The sequence below is a fragment of the Lysobacter yangpyeongensis genome, assembly GCF_042655745.1.
Taxonomy (GTDB): domain Bacteria; phylum Pseudomonadota; class Gammaproteobacteria; order Xanthomonadales; family Xanthomonadaceae; genus Agrilutibacter; species Agrilutibacter yangpyeongensis.
In genome coordinates this window covers 89,193-108,510 of record NZ_JBHSNM010000001.1, presented here as the reverse complement: position 1 = coordinate 108,510, position 19,318 = coordinate 89,193, and the positions used below count along the sequence as shown (strand labels likewise).

Genomic DNA, 19,318 nt, shown 5'->3' with positions numbered 1-19,318 from the left:
GCGAACGAGGATGCCATGGACGGACTTCCGCAAGCGCCCTCTCCCACTTCCTTCCGACACACCGCCGCCATGAACGACGCTCGCCTCAACGTAGTAATGCCCGACCGCAGCGGTGCCGCGGCGGCGTCGGCCACCGACAAACCGGTGAAGCTGGCCGCGCGCGGCGTGGAGTTCTACTACGACAAGTTCCACGCGCTGAAGAACATCAACCTGGAGATTCCGGAGAAGCGCGTGACCGCGCTGATCGGCCCGTCCGGCTGCGGCAAGTCCACCCTGCTGCGGGTCTTCAACCGCATCTATGCCCTGTACCCGAAGCTGCAGGCCAAGGGCGAAGTGCTGCTGGACGGCGAGAACATCCTCGACCCGAAGTACCCGATGAACCGGCTGCGCAGCAAGGTCGGCATGGTGTTCCAGAAGCCGGTGCCGTTTCCGATGACCATCTTCGAGAACGTGGCGTATGGCATCCGTCACCACGAGAAACTGTCGAAGTCGGAAATGAACGATCGCGTCGAAAGCGCGCTGCGCCAGGGCGCGTTGTGGGACGAGGTGAAGGACAAGCTCGGGCAGAGCGCGCTGGGCCTGTCCGGCGGTCAGCAGCAGCGCCTGTGCATCGCGCGCGCGGTCGCACTGAGGCCCGACGTGCTGTTGCTCGACGAACCGACCTCGGCGCTGGACCCGATCTCCACCAGCCGCATCGAGCAACTGGTCGAGGAGCTGAAAAAGGACTACACGATCGCGATCGTGACCCACAACATGCAGCAGGCCGCACGCGTGTCCGACTACACCGCCTTCATGTACCTGGGCGACCTGGTCGAACATGGACCGACCGAAACGATCTTCTCGCAGCCGACCAAGCAGCAGACCGAGGACTACATCACCGGGCGGTTTGGATAAGGCGGAGGGAATAGGGAATAGGGAACGAAACAATCCTGACACCCACCCTCGCCGCAGCCATCCGTTCCCCCTTCCTTACTCCCCATTCCCGCTTTTCGAGTTCCCCACCATGCACGACCACATCGTGAAGAGCTACGACGACGAGCAGAAGCGCCTGCTCAACGAGACCCTGCGCATGGGCGAGATGGCCGCCGCGCAGCTGGAAGCCGCGCTCGACGTGGTCCAGCGCCGCGACGACAAGGCCGCCGAGCGCATCATCGCCAACGACGAAGCGATCGACGCGCTCGAGCACGAAGTCAGCCACGACGTGATGAAGCTGGCGCTGCGCGGCCCGATGGCGCGCGACCTGCGCGAGATCCTCGCCGCGATCCGCATCGCCGCCGACATCGAGCGCATCGGCGACCTCGCCGCCAACGTCGCCAAGCGTTCGCGCGCGCTCAACCTCGCCCCGCCGCTCCCGCATATCGCCGGCCTGCATGCGCTGGGCACGCTGGCCGTGCAGCAGGTGCGCGACGCCCTCGCGGCCTACCGCGACAGCGACATCGAACAGGCCCAGCGGGTGCGTGCCCGCGATGCCGAGATCGACATCGCCTATACGGGCCTGTTCCGCGAACTGCTCACCTATATGATGGAAGACGCCCGCAGCATCACCGGCTGCACGCATCTTCTGTTCATGGCCAAGAACATGGAGCGCGTCGGCGACCATGCGACCAACATTGCCGAGAACGTCTGGTTCCTGGTCAAGGGCGACGAACCGCTGCCTCCGCGCGAGAAGCGCGACGAGTCCATCTCGACACGCGCCTGAGGGGCGCTGTTGCTGCTGTTGCTGTTGCTTCGCCCCTCCCCTCACCCTGCATCGCTAGCGCGATGCTGTCCCTCTCCCCGCAAGCGGAGCGAGGGGACGCTTCCTCCTTCTCCCCGCACCGTGGGGCGAGGGGTGCTTCCTCCTTCTCCCCGCACCGCGGGGAGAAGGTGCCCAACGGGCGGATGAGGGGCGCTCTTGCTCTTGCTGTAGCTGTTGCCGTTGCTTCGCCCCCTCACCCTGCATCGCTGCGCGATGCTGTCCCCCTCCCCGCAAGCGGGGCGAGGGGTTGCTTCCCCTTCACCCCGGCGGGACGAGGGGGTCCAGTCTTCCTTACCCGCCGGCAAGGGCGGCAGCCCTCACCTGCGGCATGGGTAAACATCAGCTGAATACAGGCGTGAAGGCGACCTTCACGCCCGCACCTTTTCCGGCCTTCCCCCACTCTTGGGATATGCACGCGCCCCGGGCGGCGCGCATTCTCCGGACCCGCGAGGGAAGACACCGACATGGAACTGGCACTGGCCACTGGCGACCTCGAGGCGGCGCGCACCGGCGACCGCAACGCGCTCGAACGCGTCCTGACGCACTCGCGCCAGAACCTGCGCCGCTACGCCGAGTTCCACTGCATCGTCAACGACGTCGAGGACGCCGTGCAGGAGAGCCTGCTGCTGGTCTCGCGCAAACTCGGCAGCCTGCGCGAGATCGAATGCTTCACCTCGTGGCTGTTCCGCATCGTCAAGCGCGAATGCAATCGCCTCAAGCGCGGCCGCAAGCTGCTCACCGGGCAGGACATCCCCGAATGCCTGATGCCGCTCGTCTATCCGGAGCCGATCGAATGGCGCCAGGACGTGGCCGCGGCGCTGGAGTCGCTGCCTATGCACTACCGCGAAGTCATCCTGCTGCGCGACCTCGAAGGACTGACCATCGAGGAGATCGCCGCGCAACTGCGCCTCAGCCGCGAGGCGGTGAAATCGCGCCTGCATCGCGCGCGCGTGGTGGCCCGCGAATACCTTGCCGCCTGACCGATCCCGGCACCCTTTTCCAAGCCGTTCCGTACATACTCGGCCGGCCTCATCCGCGGGGCCCTGCCCCAAGTCCCAGCAACAGGAGCACACCATGTCCACCAAGCAGACCAACAAACCGCTCGCCCTCGCCGTCGGCGCCGCCCTCGTCGGTGGTCTCGCGCTGTCCGGCTCCGCCTTCGCCATGACCGACCTCGCCGGCGGCTACATGATCAGTGCCAGCCAGGCGGCGGGCGATGCGAAGTCCGACAAGGCCGCCGAATCCAAGTGCGGCGCGGACAAGAAAGCCGAAGCCAGCTGCGGCGCCGACAAGAAGGCCGAAGCCAGCTGTGGCGCCGACAAGAAGGCCGAAGGCAGCTGCGGTGGCGACAAAAAGGCCGAAGGCGGCTGCGGTGGCGACAAGAAGGGCGAAGGCAAGTGCGGCGTCGCCTTCATGGACGCCGACAAGGACGGCAAGGTCTCGTCCGCCGAGTTCGGTGCGCATCACGACGCGGCGATGTTCTCCATGCACGACACCGATAAGGACGGCTTCATCAGCGCCGACGAAATGAAGGCCACCGAAGGCAAGTGCGGCGAGGGCAAGTGCGGCGGCGACCAGAAGCCGACCGACGAGAAGGCCAAGATGGAAGGCAAGTGCGGCGAAGGCAAGTGCGGCGGCATGGCCTGATGTGAACCGGCGGCGGGAGGAACATCGCCTCCCGCCGCTCCTTCCCGTGATGCACTCGCTTCCTGCAACAAGCATTGGCCTGGGCCTGCGTCGATCGCTGATCGAAGCGCTGCGTTCGGCGCCTGCCGGCGATTTCGATTTCCTCGAATGTGCGCCGGAGAACTGGATCGGCGTGGGCGGCAGGTTCGGCGACGCGCTCGAAGCGCTGGCGGCCCGGCATCCGCTCGTCTGCCATGGCCTGTCGTTGTCGCTCGGCGGCTTCGCGCCGCTGGACGAAACCTTCCTCGGCCGCGTGCGCCGCTTCCTCGACCGCCACCACGTCGCGCTGTACAGCGAGCACCTGAGCTACTGCGCCGACGACGGCCAGCTCTACGACCTGCTGCCGATCCCCTTCACCGACGAAGCCGTGCACCACGTGGCCGCGCGCATCCGCCAGGCGCAGGACATCGTCGGCCGTCGCATCGCGGTGGAAAACGTCTCCTACTACGCCGCGCCCCACCAGGCCATGCGCGAGATCGACTTCATCAACGCCGTGCTCGCCGAGGCCGACTGCGATCTGCTGCTCGACGTCAACAACATCTACGTCAACGCGATCAACCATCGCTACGACGCCCACGAATTCCTGTCGCAGCTGCCCGGCGAGCGCGTGGCCTACATCCACGTCGCCGGCCACTACGACGAAGCCGACGACCTCAAGGTCGATACGCACGGCGCCCCGGTGAAGGACGCCGTGTGGCAGTTGCTGCGCGCCGCGTACGAGCGCTTCGGGCCGCGCCCGACGCTGCTGGAGCGCGATTTCAACATCCCGCCGTACGCGGAACTGGTGGCCGAGCTCGACACCATCCGCGCGACCATGCACGGACTGGCGCCCGTTGTCGCATCGGCACACGCACAGGCACGCCATGTCCGCGGCTGACGCACACGCTTGCGCCCCCGCACGGTTGCGCGAGCAGCAGCTGGAACTCACCCGCCACCTGCGCGATCCGCAGCACGTCCCCGCTCCGCCCGGAATCGAGGACCGGCGGCTGGCGATCTATCGCGAACTGCTGGCCAACAACATCGAAAGCCTGTTGGCCGGCAACTTCCCGGTCATCCGCCGGACGCTCGGCGCCGCGCGCTGGCAGGCGCTGGTGCGCGATTTCTATCGCGACCACCGCAGCCAGACGCCGCTGTTTCCCGAGATCGCCCGCGAATTCCTGCGCTATCTCGAATCGCTGCCGGAGCTGGATCCGCCGTTCCTGCGCGAACTCGCGCACTACGAGTGGGTGGAACTGGCCCTGCAGATTTCCGAAGCGCGCATCGAGGACGTCGCCCACGATCCGCACGGCGACCTGCTTGCGCGCGCGCCGGTGGTGTCGCCGCTCGCCTGGCCGCTCGCCTACCGCTGGCCCGTGCATCGGCTGGGGCCCGACTACCAGCCCGCCGCGCCGCCGGATGCCGTCACCTGCCTGCTGTTGCGTCGCGAAGCCGACGGCAACGTGCGCTTTTCGGAACTGAGTGCGCTGGCCTACCGCCTGCTGACGCTGCTGGAAGAACAGCCGCGGGCGAGCGGACGCGAGCAACTGCTCGTCCTCGCACAGGAAGCCGGGATTCCCGCCGACGACACCTTTCTCGCGCAGGGGCGCGAACTGCTCGAGCAGATGCGCGGCAACGGCACATTGCTGGGCACGTTGCCCTAGCGTCCGTCGCGCATACGGCACACCGGCCTGTGCGCATCCGGCTACACTGCCCGGATGCAAGAAGCCGCAAAGAAGTCCGTTTCCCCGCTCGCCACCCGCTTCCGCGGATTTCTTCCGGTCGTGGTCGACGTGGAGACCGGCGGCTTCGACTGGAACCGGCATGCGCTGCTCGAGATCGCCGTCGCGCCGATCGACATCGACGGGAACGGGCAGCTTTTCGTCGGCGAAGTCACCAGCAGCCACGTGGTACCGGCCACGGGCACGGAGATCGATCCCAGGTCGCTGGAAGTGACCGGCATCATTCTCGACCACCCCTTCCGCGACGCCAAGCCGGAGCGCGCCGCGCTGGACCTCGTCTTCGCGCCCGTGCGCGAAGCCATGCGCCGGCACAACTGCCAGCGCGCGATCCTGGTCGGGCACAACGCGCATTTCGACCTGAATTTCCTCAACGCTGCGATCGCTCGCTGCAACCACAAGCGCAGCCCGTTTCATCCCTTCAGCGTGTTCGACACCGTGACGCTGGCCGGCGTGGCTTATGGACAGACGGTGCTCTCGCGCGCGGTGCAGGCGGCAGGCCTGGAATGGCGCAACGAGGAAGCGCATTCGGCGGTGTACGACACCGAACGCACGGCGCAGCTGTTCTGCCGGATCGTCAATGGCTGGCCGATGCTGAAAGCGCCTGTCGCCGACGCGACGCCGCCACCGACAGGCGAAGAGAGCGATCCGCACCTGGTGTAGGCGCACGCCGAATCCGTTCGTGTTCGGCGTGGTGGTCCACCCTTCCCTACGGAGTGGCCAGCTTCAATCCGACCAGACCCGCGACGATCAGCACCACACTGCCGATGCGCAGGGCATTGAGCGGCTCGTCGAACAGCACGATGCCGAGGATCACGGTGCCCACGGCGCCCACGCCGACCCACACCGCGTAGGCCGTGCCGACCGGCAGGGATTTCATCGCGATGCCCAGCAGCCCGAGGCTGACCACCATCGCGCACGCCGTTGCGATGGAAGGCCACGGGCACGTGAAGCCTTCGGTGTATTTCAGGCCGATCGCCCAGCCGACTTCGAACAGTCCGGCGAGCACGAGGATGAGCCAGGGCATTGCAGTTCTCCCGAGTGAGGGGCCGTCCCCGTATGAGATGGAGCGGCGGGGTCGTCCCCGGCCTCCTGCTTACGCCGCGATTCCAGCACGAATCACCACCGCCCATGTCGCGGCCATGTGTCGACACCGAGCCATCACCCTTCCCGAACCAGGTCGCGCCCTTCGCTCTTGGCGCGATACAACGCGACGTCGGCGCGCTGCATCAGACGCTCGCGGGAATCGCCGGCCCGGTACTCGGCCACGCCGGCACTGAAGGTCACGCGCAGGCCGGCGATGCCGGCCCAGTGCCGGCGTTCGCGCACGCTTTCCTGCAGGCGTTCGCAAAGCGCCCGCGCTTCCTCCAGACCGGCATCGGGGAGCAGCAACGCGAACTCCTCGCCGCCCAGTCGCGCCAGCAGGTCGGACGCGCGGCTGTCGACCGCGAGCACCTGCGCCGTTTCCTTCAGCACCGCATCGCCCACGCTGTGCGAGTACGTGTCGTTGACGCGCTTGAAGTGGTCGATGTCGAGCAATGCCAGCGAGAACCGATGCCCGCCGCGCGCCGCCTGCGCGAGATGACGGGCTAGCACTTCGTCGAAGTGGCGGCGGTTGGGCAGCCCGGTCAGCGCGTCCTCGCGCGCCTGGCGGCTGTAGCCTTCAGCCTGCTCGCGCAGGCGCTGCAGCAACTCGTTGCGCTCGCGATCGACGGTGAGCAGACGCTCGGCCTGATCGCGCAGGTCGCGCGTCCGCTCATCCACCAGGCGCGCCAGCCGCAGGTTGCGCGCGCGGTACCGGCGCACCCGGTACCGGTACAGCGCGAACAGGCCCAGCAGCACGACGAACCCGAGCGCCGCCTGCGTGTCGCGACGTTGCCACCACAACGGCCGGATGGTGAATTCCCAGCGCGCCGCGCGCGTGCTCCATTCGCCGCCGGGCTGCGCTGCGGAGACCAGCAGCGTGTAGTCGCCGGGGGGCAGGCCGATGAATTCCACGTTGCGCTGCTGTCCACGCTCGATCCAGTCGTGATCCAGGCCGACCAGGCGCGTGCGATACCGGATGCGCTCCGGCAGCACGTAGCCGAGCGCGACGTACGCGACGTTGATGCGTTCGCCACCCGGGAGCGAGGTCTGCCGGCGCCAGGGGAAATCGCGACTGTCCAGTTGCACGTCCTCGATCACCACGGGCGGCGGCGGGCGCACCAGATAGCGCGGCAGGCGCGCCGGATCCGCCGTCGCCAGCCCGGCTGCGGTCGCGACCCAGAGCGTGCCGTCGCGACGCAGGATCGCCGCCGGCGCGGAACTGCCGTTCGCCTGCGAACTCACCAGTCCGTCGGCTTCGGTGTAGCGCTCCGCGTGCACTGCGGCGCGGCGACCGTCGGCCGTAGCCTGCAGTTCGTCGAGACGGACGCGCAGCACGCCGCGGTTGCTGCTGATCCAGGCATTGCCGAAGCGGTCCGCGACCAGTTGGAACACCGTGTCCACCGGCAGGCCCTGTTCGAGTCCGACGCGCGTGAGGCGGCCGTTGCGGTAGCGGTACAGGCCGCGGTCGGTGGCGATCCACACGTCCTGCCCGACCTTCTGGAAACCGAATACGGAACGCGCGCCGCCCGGCCGCTCCAGCGCGAGGCGCTCGACGCGGTCGCCACGCAGCACGCTGGCGCCTTCGACCGAACCGATCCACAGCGCACCGTCGATGTTCGCCAGCGCCGTGATCAGGCCCTGCGGCATGTCCGGCGCTTCGGCCGGCATCGCGCGTCCCGCCTCGAGTCGCGCCAGGCCGCGTCGCGTGCCGGCCCAGACCGCGCCGTGGTCGTCGACGACCAGCGCGCGCACGTGACCGCTCGGCAATCCCTGCGCCGGCCCGTAATGCGCCAGCGGGCGCCCGTCGCGCAGGTGGAAGACGCCGTCGGTGTAGGTGCCCACCCACAGATCGCCGGCGTGGTCTTCGGCGAGGCTCAGCACCGACAGCGCGTCGGCATTGCGACTGCCGAGCGGAACCGGACGGATCGTGCCGTCGCCGTCCATCCGGTCCAGGCCGCCACCGCCACCGATCCACAGCACACCGCGGCTGTCTTCGAGCACCGCGCGCACGTAATCGCCGGAGAGCCCGTCATGCCGCGTGTAACTGCCGAAAAGGGTTTCGCGCAGGCGGAACAATCCGCCGTTCGCGCCCACCCAGATGCTGCCTTCGTCATCCTCCAGCAGGCTGGCGATGCGGCCGTTCGGCAACACGTCGCCGGCGGACAGGCGCTCGATACCGTGCGAACCGGCGCGCACGATGCCCTTGTTCTCCGTGCCCAGCCATATATCGCCGTTGCGATCCTGCAGCATCGCAGTGAAATGGCCCAGGCCGGGCAGCGCGTACATCGGCACCGCTTCGCCCGCCTGCATCCGGTAGACGCGGCCGTCGGCCAGCAGCCAGATCGCGCCGTCCGGGGCGAGGTAGGGCCAGACGAGTCCGTGCGGCAGGTCGAGGCGCGCCGGCGCGCGATGCCATCGGCCGTCGGGTTCGCGGATCGCCAGACCGTCCAGCGTGCCGACCCAGATCCGGTCCTGCGCGTCGATCGCCATGCGCGGGAAGCTCGCCTGCAGCGGGATTCCCGGCGGCGGCGCGAAGTATTCGAAACGCCCGTCCGGATGCACGCAGCCCAGGCCATGACCTTCGAACAGCAGCCAGAGCCGGTCGCGGCTGTCCATGGCCATGTCGTGGATCAGCGCTTCGGGCCAATCCTTCGTGCGCGTCCAGTACGTCCATTGCCCGTCGGGCTGCTGCCGGCCGAGGTTGCCGCGCGAATCGCTCAGCCACAGCCGGCCGTGCGGATCGACGTACAGCGAGCCGATGCCGTTGTCGCGCAGGCCCGACTGCGTGCCGCGCGCGATGACGGTGAACCCGGCGCCGTTGTAGCGCACGGCGCCTTCCCAGGTGGCGAACCACAGGTAGCCTTCCGGCGTCTGCGCGATATCGCGCAGCGAGTTGTGCGGCAGGCCGTTGCGCGAACTCCAGGCGTCGACGACGTAATCGCGCAGCGGCGGCGGCCCGGGAAATGCAGTGGCGCTGGCCCCGACCGCAAGGGACAGCATCGGCAAAGTCGAGAGGCAGAGCGCGGCGAGCCACTGGAGCGCCCTGCGCCTTGTCCACCTGCCTGCCGCTGTCCGCATCGGTTCCCCCGGAAGTCCGCAGGCGTTATCGGCGCGACGCCCGCAAGATCAAGCCCTTTGTCGCACCGCCTCGAACAGGACGACGCCCGAGGCGACCGAGACGTTGAGGCTCTCCACGTCGCCCGCGCCGGGCATCGGGATCTTCACCAGCTGGTCGCAGTTCTCGCGCGTGAGCCGGCGCAGGCCATCGGATTCGCCGCCCAGCACCAGCGCGACGTTGCCGCGCAGGTCGAGCGACCAGAACGAGGCCTCCGCCTCGCCGGCCAGACCGTAGATCCATACGCCCATCTGCTGCAGATCGCGCAGCGTGCGCGAAAGATTCGTCGCCGGAATCACCGGAATGCTGTCCGCTGCACCCGCCGAAGTCTTGCGCACGGTCGCGTTGACCTGCACGGCCTTGTCCTTCGGGAAGATCACCGCGGTCGCGCCGGCGGCGGCGGCACTGCGCAGGCAGGCGCCGAGGTTGTGCGGATCCTGCACGCCGTCGAGCACCAGCACGAGGGCCTTGCCTTCCGCGGCTTCGATGAGGCCCTGCAGGTCGTTCTCGCTGTAGGTCTTCGCCGCGGCATAGCGCGCGACCACGCCCTGGTGGCGCAGGTTGCCGACCACGCCGTCGAGCGCCTGCGCGGCGACGCGGCGCACGTCGATGTCCTTGCGGCGCGCCTGCGCCTCGATCTCCGTCAGGCGCGGGTTCTTGGCGCCGGCCTCGATCAGGACTTCGCGTACGTTGTCGGCGTCGTGCTCGACGGCGGCCGACACCGCGTTGATGCCGGCGATCCATTGTTTTGTGCTCATGGGGGCGTACTTTAAGGGCGGGAACAGGGAACGGGGAACGGGGAAGCAAGGGCAAAGGCCTGGATTCCCCGTTCCCCGTTCCCGCCTTTGGAGTCAGTACTTCTGTTTCACGCGCTTCGCCGGCTTGCCGCGTGGCGGCAGCGGCTTCACGCCGCGTTCTTCCACCAGGCGGAAGTCGATGCGCCGGTCCTCGACGCTGGCCTTGAGCACGATGATCTCGACGCGGTCGCCCAGGCGGAACTCGCGCCCCGTGCGCTCGCCGGTCAGCGTCTTGCGGATCGGATCGAAGTGGTAGAAGTCGCTCGGCAGCTGCGTCACATGCACCAGGCCGTTGACCTTCGAGTCGTCCAGTTCGATGAACAGGCCGAAGCTGGTGACGCCGCTGATCACGCCGGCGAACTGGCCGCCCACGTGCTGTTCCATCCATGCGGCGCGGTAGCGCTCGTCGACCTCGCGTTCGGCCTCGTCGGCGCGGCGCTCGCGCTCGGAGCACTGCAGCGCCAGCGCCGCCATGTCGCGCGGCGAGTAGAAGTCGGCCGGCTTGCCGCGCCGCAGGGCGTGCTTGATCGCGCGGTGCACGAGCAGGTCCGGATAGCGGCGGATCGGCGAGGTGAAATGCGCGTACGCCTCCAGCGCCAGGCCGAAGTGGCCGACGTTGTCGGGCGAATACACCGCCAGCGACTGGCTGCGCAGCAGCACCGACTCCAGCAGCGCGGCGTCGGGGCGTTCGCGGATCTTCTTCAGCAGCGCGGTGAAATCCTTCGGCTGCACCTTCGCCCACGGTGGCATGCGCAGGGCGAATTCCTTGAGGAATTCGAGCAGGTCGGCGTATTTCTCCTCCGGCGGCCGCTCATGGATGCGGTACGGCGCGGGGATGCCGTGCGCGAGCAGGAACTTAGCCGCCTCGACATTCGCCGCGATCATGCATTCCTCGATCAGCTTGTGCGCGTCGTTCCGCTGCAGCATGCCGGCCTGCACGACCTCGCCCTGGGAGCCGAGCACGAAGCGCACTTCCGAGGACTCGAACTCGATCGCACCACGGTGTTCGCGCGCCTTCGCGAGGACGCGGTACAGCTGGAGCAGATGTTCGACGTGCGGCAGGACGGCCTCGCCGATCTGGCCGCGGGCCTCGGCCTTCACCTCCTCGGGCACGTCGCCGACCGCGTTCCACACCAGCGTGTAGGTCAGGCGCGCGTGCGAGTGCATCACCGCTTCGTAGAACTTCGACTTGCTGACCTCGCCGTTGCGGTCGACCTGCATGTCGCAGACGAAGCACAGGCGATCGACCTTCGGATTGAGCGAGCAGATGCCGTTCGACAACGTCTCCGGCAACATCGGCACGACGAAGCCGGGGAAGTACACGGACGTGGCGCGCTTCTGCGCCTCGTCGTCCAGCGGCGAACCGGGACGCACGTAGTGCGAGACATCGGCGATCGCGACGACCAGACGGAACCCGTCGCGATTGGGCTCGCAATACACCGCGTCGTCGAAGTCCTTGGCGTCCTCGCCGTCGATGGTGACCAGCGGCGTATTGCGCAGGTCGACGCGGCCCTGCGCCGTCGCCGCATCGACGGTGAGGGGCACAGCGGCGGCTTCGTTCAACACCGGCTGCGGGAATTCGTGCGGCAGTTCGTGCCCGTGGATCGCGGCCTGCACCGCCAGCGATGCGGTCAGGCGTTCGCCCAGCACCGTCAGCACGCGGCCGATCGGCGGGCGCCACGAATCCGGCGGCTGGGTGATCTCGGCAACGACCAGTTGCCCGTGTTTCGCGTCGCCGCGCGCATCGGGCGGAATCTGCACGTTGCGCTGGATGCGGCGATCGTCGGGCACGACATAGCTGATGCCCGATTCGATCTCGAAGCGGCCGATCAGACGGTTGAGCCGCCGCTCCAGCACCTCGACGATCGCGCCTTCGCGGCGACCGCGACGATCCATGCCGGTGACGCTGGCGAGCACGCGATCGCCGTGCATGGCCTTGCGCATCTCGAACGGCGGCAGGAACAGGTCGTCGCCGCCCGTGTCCGTGCGCAGGAAGCCGAAACCTTCCGGGTTCGCGATCACGGTGCCGGGGATCAGGTCCAGGCGCTCGGTCGGCGCGAATTCGCCGCGCCGGTTGAGCAGCAGCTGGCCGTCCCGGAGCATCGCGGCCAGGCGCTTGTTGAGCGCCTCGAAACGGTCGGGTGCGGCGAGGTCGAGCCGTTGCGCCAGCGCGTCCGCCGTCGCGGGGCCGTCGCCGAGCAGGCGCAGGATCAGTTCGCGGCTGGCGATGGGTTGTTCGTAGCGACTGGCTTCGCGCTCGGCGTGCGGATCGTGGAAGTCGCCGCCCTGGAACGCCGCCGGATCGATGCCGCCGGGCGGGATCCCGCCACGCGACGGCGGCCGGAGCGCCTTCCCGGCGCGGAAGGAACCACCGGTGGTGCGCTTGTCGCCCTTGAACCCGCGCGGCGGCGGCTCGGGCATCCACGCCGGCCGCGGGGCCGTGCTTTGCGGGCGTGCGCCCTTCTTTCCTGTCTTGCCGGCCGGCCTGGCCGGACTTCCCGAGCGGCCGGAGCCGGCACCGTGGCCGCTGCCCGCCGGGGTCTTGCGACCACCCGTGGTCTTCTTTTTCATCGCTTCATGGTCGCACATCGCCATGAAGGCGCGGTCGGGATGAATGGAGCAAGCCGCGCATGCACGCAGCGCGTAACAAGTCGTTGACAAGCGTGCCGCCGCAACGCAACATACGCGGCCTCGCACGGCGCAAGCCGACAGCGAAGCCCAGGTGGCGGAATTGGTAGACGCACTAGTTTCAGGTACTAGCGGGTAAAACCGTGGAGGTTCGAGTCCTCTCCTGGGCACCAACGAGTTCGCGATGAAGCCCTGCAGAAATGCGGGGCTTTTTCTTTGCGCAAGGCCGCCACTGCGGCCTGTGCTTTCCCCGCCAGGCGCAGCCCTGATCCGAAGAACACCGCTTTCGGGATCGCTCACCCGATTCACTGATTCGCGAGCCATCAACGCGCGCGTCCGCGATCCACCGTCAGCCCGTAACCGGGACCGCCCCAACACGAGCCACCGGATATTGCGGCCGGCCTGGCCCGTAGCCATCCGGCCCGATCGCCCCGGGACGCCTCGCCGGCAGCCCCTCAAGTCCGCCCCGCCATTCGCCGTTACCATGGCGGCGCACCAGCTGCGCAAGGACGGGCTATGAGGCTACTGCGCTACCTGACCATGCAATGGAGATCGGTCCTGCGGCGCGGCGGCGAACGACGACGTCCGCTGGCGTTCGGTTTCGCGGTGCTCGTCCTGGTTGCCGGCTCCGCCGCTCTGCTCACGGCCATGGTGGTCCAGGCGAATGCCGGCGCCACCGGCTACATCATCGGCGAGAGCCATTGGTCGAAGGCGCAGCAGGATGCGGTCGCCAGCCTGTACCGCTACGCGCACAAGGGCCATCCGGCCGACCTCGCCCGCGCGCGCCGGGCATTGCGCGTGCCGCTGGGCGACCGCGAGGCGCGCCTGGCGCTCGAACGCGAACCGGCCGACGTGGACGCCGCGCGCCGCGGCTTCATCGAAGGCCACAACGCGCCCGAAGACGTCGACCGGCTGATCTGGATGTACCGCCATTTCGCCGGCGCACCGTATTTCCGCGACTCGGTGCGGATCTGGCGCGAAGCCGAGCCCGACATCGAACGCCTCGGCGCCCTGGCCGGACAGATGCAGGCGGCTTGGGCGAACGGGTCGCCGTCGACTGTCGTCATCGAAGAATTCCAGAGCCAGCTGCTGCGCATCGACCGTCGCCTGCGGCCGATGGAACTGGCGTTCTCGCAATCGCTCCGGCGCGGCGCGCAGGCGATGCGCTGGCTGCTGCTCGGGGTCGCGGGCTCGATGTTCCTGATCGTCGCGATCTGCGCCGTCACGCTGATGAACTGGGCGATGCGCCGGGTGCGCGAAAGCGAGGGCGTGTTCGGCGCCGCGTTCCACCAGGCCAATGTCGGCATGCTCAAGATGCGACCGGACGGGCTGCTGGTCGAAGTGAACGATGCCGCCTGCCGCATCTTCGGCCGCGCGCGCGAGTCCTTGCTGGGCCGGCGTTTCCACGGCCTGCTGCATCCGGAGGACCGCGCGCTGCTGCGTGCCGGCCGGCGGCGCATCGCCTGGCAGGAACTGGGATCGCGCATGCAGAACCGCTTCCGCCGCGGCGACCGCAGCACGCTGTGGGGACGCTGGACGGCGACCACGGTCCGCATGGGCGATGGCGATGCGCGCGTGTTCGTGGTGATCGAGGACGTGTCCGAAGCGCAGGCGCTGGCGACGGAAATCGAATACCAGGCCAGCCACGACGACCTCACCGGGCTGATCAACCGGCGCGAGATCGAACGGCGGCTGCAGGCCGCGCTGGATTCCGCGCGCAGCACCGGCGCGCGGCATTCGCTGTGCTTCATCGACCTGGACCAGTTCAAGCTGGTCAACGACACCTGCGGCCACGCCGCCGGCGACGTGCTGCTGCGGCAGCTCGCGTCCAACATCGCCTCGCACCTGCGTTCCAGCGACTGGCTGGGACGGCTGGGCGGCGACGAATTCGCCATCCTGCTGTGCGACACGCCGCTGGCCGGGGCCGAGCGCGCGGCGCAGAAGATCAACGAAGCCGTCGCGGCCGGCGGATTCACCTGGGGCGAGCGCCTGTTCTGCCCCACCTGCAGCATCGGCGTGGTCGAAGTCACGGCCGACGCGCCGGACATCGGCTGGCTGCTGCGCGCCGCCGATACGGCCTGCTATCTGGCGAAGGAAGCAGGCCGCAACCGCATCCGCGTCTACCAGGAGAGCGATGCGGCGCTGATCCGTCGCGTCGACGAGATGGAATGGGTCGGCGAAATCCGCCGCGCCATCGCCGACGAGCGCCTGCTCCTGTACGCGCAACGCATCGCCCCGCTCAACGGCGATCCGACGCTGCACTACGAAATCCTGGTCCGCCTGGTGGATGTGCAGGGCCGCATCTACCAGCCCGGCTCGTTCCTCGCCGCGGCCGAACGCTACGACCAGGCAACGGCGATCGACCGCCTGGTGGTCGCCATGGCGCTCGAGCAGCTCGGCAACCACCCTCGCCACGTCGCGCAGCTGGGCCTGTGCCACATCAACCTGTCCGCGCAGTCGGTCGCCAATCCGGAGTTCCGCAGTTACCTGGCGACCATGCTGGACCGGTCGAACGTGCCCGCCGACAAGCTCTGCTTCGAAATCACCGAAACCGCCGCGATCGGCAACCTGACCGAGGCGCGCATCTTCATCGAGGCGATGCGCCAGCGCGGCGCATGCATCGCGCTGGATGATTTCGGCAGTGGGTTGTCGTCCTTCGCATACCTGAAGGACCTCAGCGTCGACATCCTCAAGATCGACGGGATGTTCGTCCGCGACATGGTCGAGGACCGCGTGGACGATGCGCTGGTCAATTCGATCAGCAGCGTCGGCCGCGCACTGAGCAAGCCGACCATCGCCGAATGGGCGGAATCCGAGGAAGTGCTGGCGCGCCTGCGCGAGGTCGGCGTCGACTATGCGCAGGGCTACGCGATCCACCGCCCCTGTCCGCTGGCCGAGCTGATCCGCGAGAGCGAGGCGGCGGCGCTGCCGCCACCCGCCACCGTGGCGGCCGCGGGCTGATCGCACCGCCCGGACACGCGTTGCGGGCCCGCCGCGCCGGCACCGGCCGCGGAAATCCTGCGGGCAGATCGCGCACCGGCCTGCGCCGGGCGCGTCGCCGGTAGAATCCCGGTTCCAGTCCCGCAGGTCCGCAACACTCCATGAGCGATACCGTACGTCCGGTCTTCCACGGCTTCGAACAGATCCCGCTTCGCGAGTACGCCGAACGCGCGTACCTCGATTACTCGATGTACGTGGTGCTCGATCGCGCCCTGCCCTTCCTGGGCGACGGACTGAAACCGGTGCAGCGCCGGATCATCTATTCGATGAGCGAGCTCGGGCTCAACGCCGGCGCGAAGCCGAAGAAGTCGGCGCGCACCGTCGGCGACGTGATCGGCAAATACCACCCGCACGGCGACAGCGCCTGCTACGAGGCGATGGTGCTGATGGCGCAGCCGTTCTCGTACCGCTATCCGCTGATCGAGGGCCAGGGCAACTTCGGCTCCAGCGACGATCCCAAGTCGTTCGCGGCGATGCGCTACACCGAGTCGAAGCTGACGCCCATCGCCGAAGTGCTGCTGGGCGAGCTCGGCCAGGGCACGGTCGACTGGGATCCCAACTTCGACGGCACGCTGGAAGAGCCGACCTGGCTGCCCGCGCGCCTGCCGCACCTGCTGCTCAACGGCACCACCGGCATCGCAGTGGGCATGGCCACCGACGTGCCGCCGCACAACCTCAACGAGGTCGTCAGCGCCTGCGTGCGCCTGCTCGACGATCCCGACGCGACCACGCGCGACCTGTGCGAGCACATCCTTGGCCCGGACTACCCGACCACCGCCGAGATCATCACCCCGCGCAGCGAGCTGGTGAACATGTACGAAACCGGCCTGGGCAGCGTGCGCACGCGCGCCGTGTACCAGAAGGACGGCACGAACATCGTCATCACCGCGCTGCCCTACCAGGCCTCGCCGAGCAAGGTGATCGAGCAGATCGCCACGCAGATGCGGGCCAAGAAGCTGCCGTGGCTGGAAGACATCCGCGACGAGTCCGACCACGCCAACCCGACCCGCATCGTGCTGGTGCCGCGCTCCAACCGCGTCGATGTCGAGCAGTTGATGGGGCATCTGTTCGCCACCACCGACCTGGAGAAGAGCTACCGCGTCAACTTCAACGTGATCGGCCTCGACGGCCGCCCGCAGGTGAAGGGGCTCAAGGCGTTCCTGGGCGAATGGCTGAAGTTCCGCATCGACACGGTCACGCGCCGCCTCAAGCACCGCCTCGATAAGGTCGAACGCCGCCTGCACCTGTTGGAAGGCCTGCTCATCGCCTTCCTCAACCTGGATGAAGTGATCCGCATCATCCGCACCGAGGACGAACCCAAGCCGGTGCTGATCCAGCGCTTCAGACTGAGCGACGACCAGGCCGACTACATCCTCGAAACCAAGCTGCGCCAGCTGGCGCGTCTGGAAGAGATGAAGATCCGCGGCGAGGAAGCCGAGCTCGATGCCGAACGCGACCGCATCATCGCCACGCTGGACAGCAAGGCGAAGCTGAAGAAGCTGGTGAAGGACGAGCTGCTCGCCGACGCGAAGAAGTTCGGCGACGCGCGCCGCTCGCCGCTGGTCGCCCGCGAGGCCGCGCAGGCGCTGTCGGAAACCGAACTGGTCGCCAGCGAACCGATGACCATCGTGCTCAGCGAGAAGGGCTGGGTGCGCGCCGCGAAGGGCCACGACGTCGACGCCGCCGCGCTCAGCTATCGCGAAGGCGACGGCCTGCTGACTGCGGTGAAGGGCCGCAGTACGCAGCAGGTGGCTTTCCTCGATTCGACGGGGCGTTCGTATTCGACCTTGGCGCACACGCTGCCCTCGGCGCGCGGCAACGGCGAACCGCTCACGGGCCGCTTCTCGCCCGCGCCGGGCGCGTCGTTCCAGGCGGCGGCGACCGGCGACAACGACACGAAGTTCGTGCTCGCCTCCTCGCACGGCTACGGTTTCGTCACCCGCTTCGAGAACCTCACCGGTCGCAACAAGGCGGGCAAGGCGATGCTCTCGCTCACGCCGAACGCGAAGGTGCTGCAGCCCGCGCAGGTCGCCGCCGGGGACAAGGACCGCGTCGTCGCGGTGACCAACGTCGGCCACCTGCTCGCCTTCCCGGTGGCGGAGCTGCCCGAACTCGACAAGGGCAAGGGCAACAAGCTCATCGACATCCCCAAGGCCAAGCTCGGCACCGAACGCGTGGTCGCCGTCGCCGTCGTTCCGCAGGGTGGCACCCTGGTGGTGAACTCGGGCGCGCGCACGATGTCGCTGTCGTTCAAGGACCTCGACGAGTACGTGGGTGCGCGTGCGACGCGCGGCGGGTTGTTGCCGCGCGGCTGGCAGAAGGTGGAAGGCCTGGACGTTCAGTAGCGTCCGCAGCCTTCGACCCGCTGTCGTCTTTGTTGTCGTCTTTGTTGTCGTCTTTGTTGTCGTCTTCGTTGTCGTCTTCGTAGTTGTTTTTGCTGTTGTCTTTGTTGTTGCTGTTGCCCTGCTCGTCATTCCCGCGAAAGCGGGAATCCAGCGACTTTCGTTCAGGCCTGCTGGCAGCACCGAAAAACCAGGACACTGGATTCCCGCCTGCGCGGGAATGACGAGCAAAAAATCAGGAATCACGTAGCCCGGGTAAGCGCAGCGCACCCGGGACCATTCGCAAGAGATGTTGTCCTCGTTGTTGCTGCCCTGCTCGTCATTCCCGCGAAAGCGGGAATCCAGGGACTTTCGTTCAGGTCTGCATTCGGTACTGCAAAACCAAGACACTGGATTCCCGCTTTCGCGGGAATGACGAGCAAGAGCCGGGTGCGCTGCGCTTACCCGGGCTACGCACCTACGATCCGAGGAACCCATGCATCCCGATTTCTGGCTCCAGCGCTGGCACGACAACCAGATCGGCTTCCACCAGGACAAGCCGACGCCGCTGCTGCTCAAGCACTGGCCGGCGATCGGCATGCCGGCAGGCGCCACGGTGTTCGTGCCGCTGGCGGGCAAGTCGCTCGACATGGTCTGGTTCGCTTCGCAGGGCTATCGCGTGCTCGGCGTCGAGCTGTCTCCGCTGGCGATCAAGCAGTTCATTTCCGAACACGGCATCGTCCCGGAAGTGCGCGCCTCGAAGTACGGCACCCACTACATCGCCGGCAACGTCGAGATCATCCAGGGCGACGTCTTCGCGCTCGATGCCGACGCCCTGGTGGACTGCAGCGTCGTGTTCGACCGCGCGGCGCTGATCGCCCTCCCGCCCGACCTGCGCCAGCGCTACGCGCGCGAGGTGTATTCGCTGCTGCCGCAGGGCTGCCGTGGCCTGCTGATCACGCTGGAATACCCCGAAGGCGAAAAGCAGGGCCCACCCTTCAGCGTGACCGAGGCCGAAGTCCACGCGCTCTTCGATCCGGACTGGCACGTCGAAGTGCTCGAACGCCGCGACATCCTGGCGCAGCAACCTTCGTTCGCCGCAGAGGGCGTGACCGCGCTGGATACAGTCGTTTACCGGTTGATCCGCCGCTAGGCGAAGCCGGCTCAAACGCAGCGACATCATCCTTACGCGGGGCACGTGCGGCGGTCCGCGTCGAGCGGAAAGCGCGCCG

The 19,318-nt window shown here is 68.0% G+C and carries 14 protein-coding genes and 1 tRNA gene; 11 read left to right on the top strand and 4 right to left on the bottom strand.

Annotated elements, in window-relative coordinates:
- Positions 1–69: 69 nt before the first annotated feature.
- The 7 genes from pstB (at position 70) to rnt (ending at position 5,802) form a co-directional block, all read left to right on the top strand.
- Positions 70–894: a phosphate ABC transporter ATP-binding protein PstB gene (gene pstB, locus ACFPN1_RS00405; RefSeq protein ID WP_386752030.1), complete on the top strand. Its 825-nt coding sequence runs from the start codon at positions 70–72 to the stop codon at positions 892–894.
- Between the two features lie 109 nt (positions 895–1,003).
- Positions 1,004–1,699, top strand: a complete 696-nt coding sequence (gene phoU, locus ACFPN1_RS00400; protein ID WP_386752028.1) for a phosphate signaling complex protein PhoU — start codon at positions 1,004–1,006, stop codon at positions 1,697–1,699.
- A gap of 503 nt (positions 1,700–2,202) precedes the next feature.
- Complete coding sequence (locus ACFPN1_RS00395) at positions 2,203–2,718, top strand: RNA polymerase sigma factor (RefSeq protein WP_386752026.1); 516 nt, start codon at positions 2,203–2,205, stop codon at positions 2,716–2,718.
- A 94-nt stretch (positions 2,719–2,812) separates the two neighbouring features.
- Complete coding sequence (locus ACFPN1_RS00390; protein WP_386752024.1) at positions 2,813–3,385, top strand: HvfA family oxazolone/thioamide-modified RiPP metallophore; 573 nt, start codon at positions 2,813–2,815, stop codon at positions 3,383–3,385.
- A gap of 49 nt (positions 3,386–3,434) precedes the next feature.
- Entirely contained in the window at positions 3,435–4,301 is an 867-nt protein-coding gene (locus ACFPN1_RS00385; protein WP_386752023.1) for an HvfB family MNIO-type RiPP peptide maturase, read from the top strand.
- Entirely contained in the window at positions 4,288–5,064 is a 777-nt protein-coding gene (locus ACFPN1_RS00380; RefSeq protein WP_386752021.1) for an HvfC family RiPP maturation protein, read from the top strand. Before ACFPN1_RS00385 ends, ACFPN1_RS00380 begins: the two co-directional genes overlap by 14 nt.
- A gap of 54 nt (positions 5,065–5,118) precedes the next feature.
- Positions 5,119–5,802, top strand: a complete 684-nt coding sequence (gene rnt, locus ACFPN1_RS00375) for a ribonuclease T (RefSeq protein WP_386752019.1) — start codon at positions 5,119–5,121, stop codon at positions 5,800–5,802.
- Between the two features lie 46 nt (positions 5,803–5,848).
- On the opposite strand, the gene sugE is transcribed toward rnt, so the two are convergent.
- The 4 genes from sugE to rnr form a co-directional block, all read right to left on the bottom strand.
- A complete protein-coding gene (gene sugE, locus ACFPN1_RS00370; RefSeq protein ID WP_386752017.1) occupies positions 5,849–6,166 on the bottom strand; it encodes a quaternary ammonium compound efflux SMR transporter SugE in 318 nt (105 codons plus the stop codon).
- 134 nt (positions 6,167–6,300) lie between these two features.
- A complete protein-coding gene (locus ACFPN1_RS00365) occupies positions 6,301–9,303 on the bottom strand; it encodes a diguanylate cyclase (protein WP_386752015.1) in 3,003 nt (1,000 codons plus the stop codon).
- Between the two features lie 48 nt (positions 9,304–9,351).
- A complete protein-coding gene (gene rlmB, locus ACFPN1_RS00360) occupies positions 9,352–10,098 on the bottom strand; it encodes a 23S rRNA (guanosine(2251)-2'-O)-methyltransferase RlmB (protein WP_386752013.1) in 747 nt (248 codons plus the stop codon).
- Between the two features lie 93 nt (positions 10,099–10,191).
- Positions 10,192–12,558, bottom strand: coding sequence for a ribonuclease R (rnr, locus tag ACFPN1_RS00355; RefSeq protein WP_417498521.1), 2,367 nt, complete (start codon positions 12,556–12,558; stop codon positions 10,192–10,194).
- Between the two features lie 295 nt (positions 12,559–12,853).
- Here rnr and ACFPN1_RS00350 point away from each other — a divergent pair.
- The 4 genes from ACFPN1_RS00350 to ACFPN1_RS00335 all read left to right on the top strand — a co-directional run bounded on the left by ACFPN1_RS00350 (position 12,854) and on the right by ACFPN1_RS00335 (position 19,239).
- Positions 12,854–12,938: transfer RNA gene (locus ACFPN1_RS00350), tRNA-Leu, on the top strand.
- 343 nt (positions 12,939–13,281) lie between these two features.
- Positions 13,282–15,726 (top strand): bifunctional diguanylate cyclase/phosphodiesterase, encoded by a 2,445-nt coding sequence (locus ACFPN1_RS00345; RefSeq protein WP_386752009.1) that lies wholly within the window; start codon positions 13,282–13,284, stop codon positions 15,724–15,726.
- A 140-nt stretch (positions 15,727–15,866) separates the two neighbouring features.
- A complete protein-coding gene (parC, locus tag ACFPN1_RS00340; protein WP_386752007.1) occupies positions 15,867–18,110 on the top strand; it encodes a DNA topoisomerase IV subunit A in 2,244 nt (747 codons plus the stop codon).
- A gap of 472 nt (positions 18,111–18,582) precedes the next feature.
- Positions 18,583–19,239, top strand: a complete 657-nt coding sequence (locus ACFPN1_RS00335) for a thiopurine S-methyltransferase (protein WP_386752006.1) — start codon at positions 18,583–18,585, stop codon at positions 19,237–19,239.
- Positions 19,240–19,318: the final 79 nt, after the last annotated feature.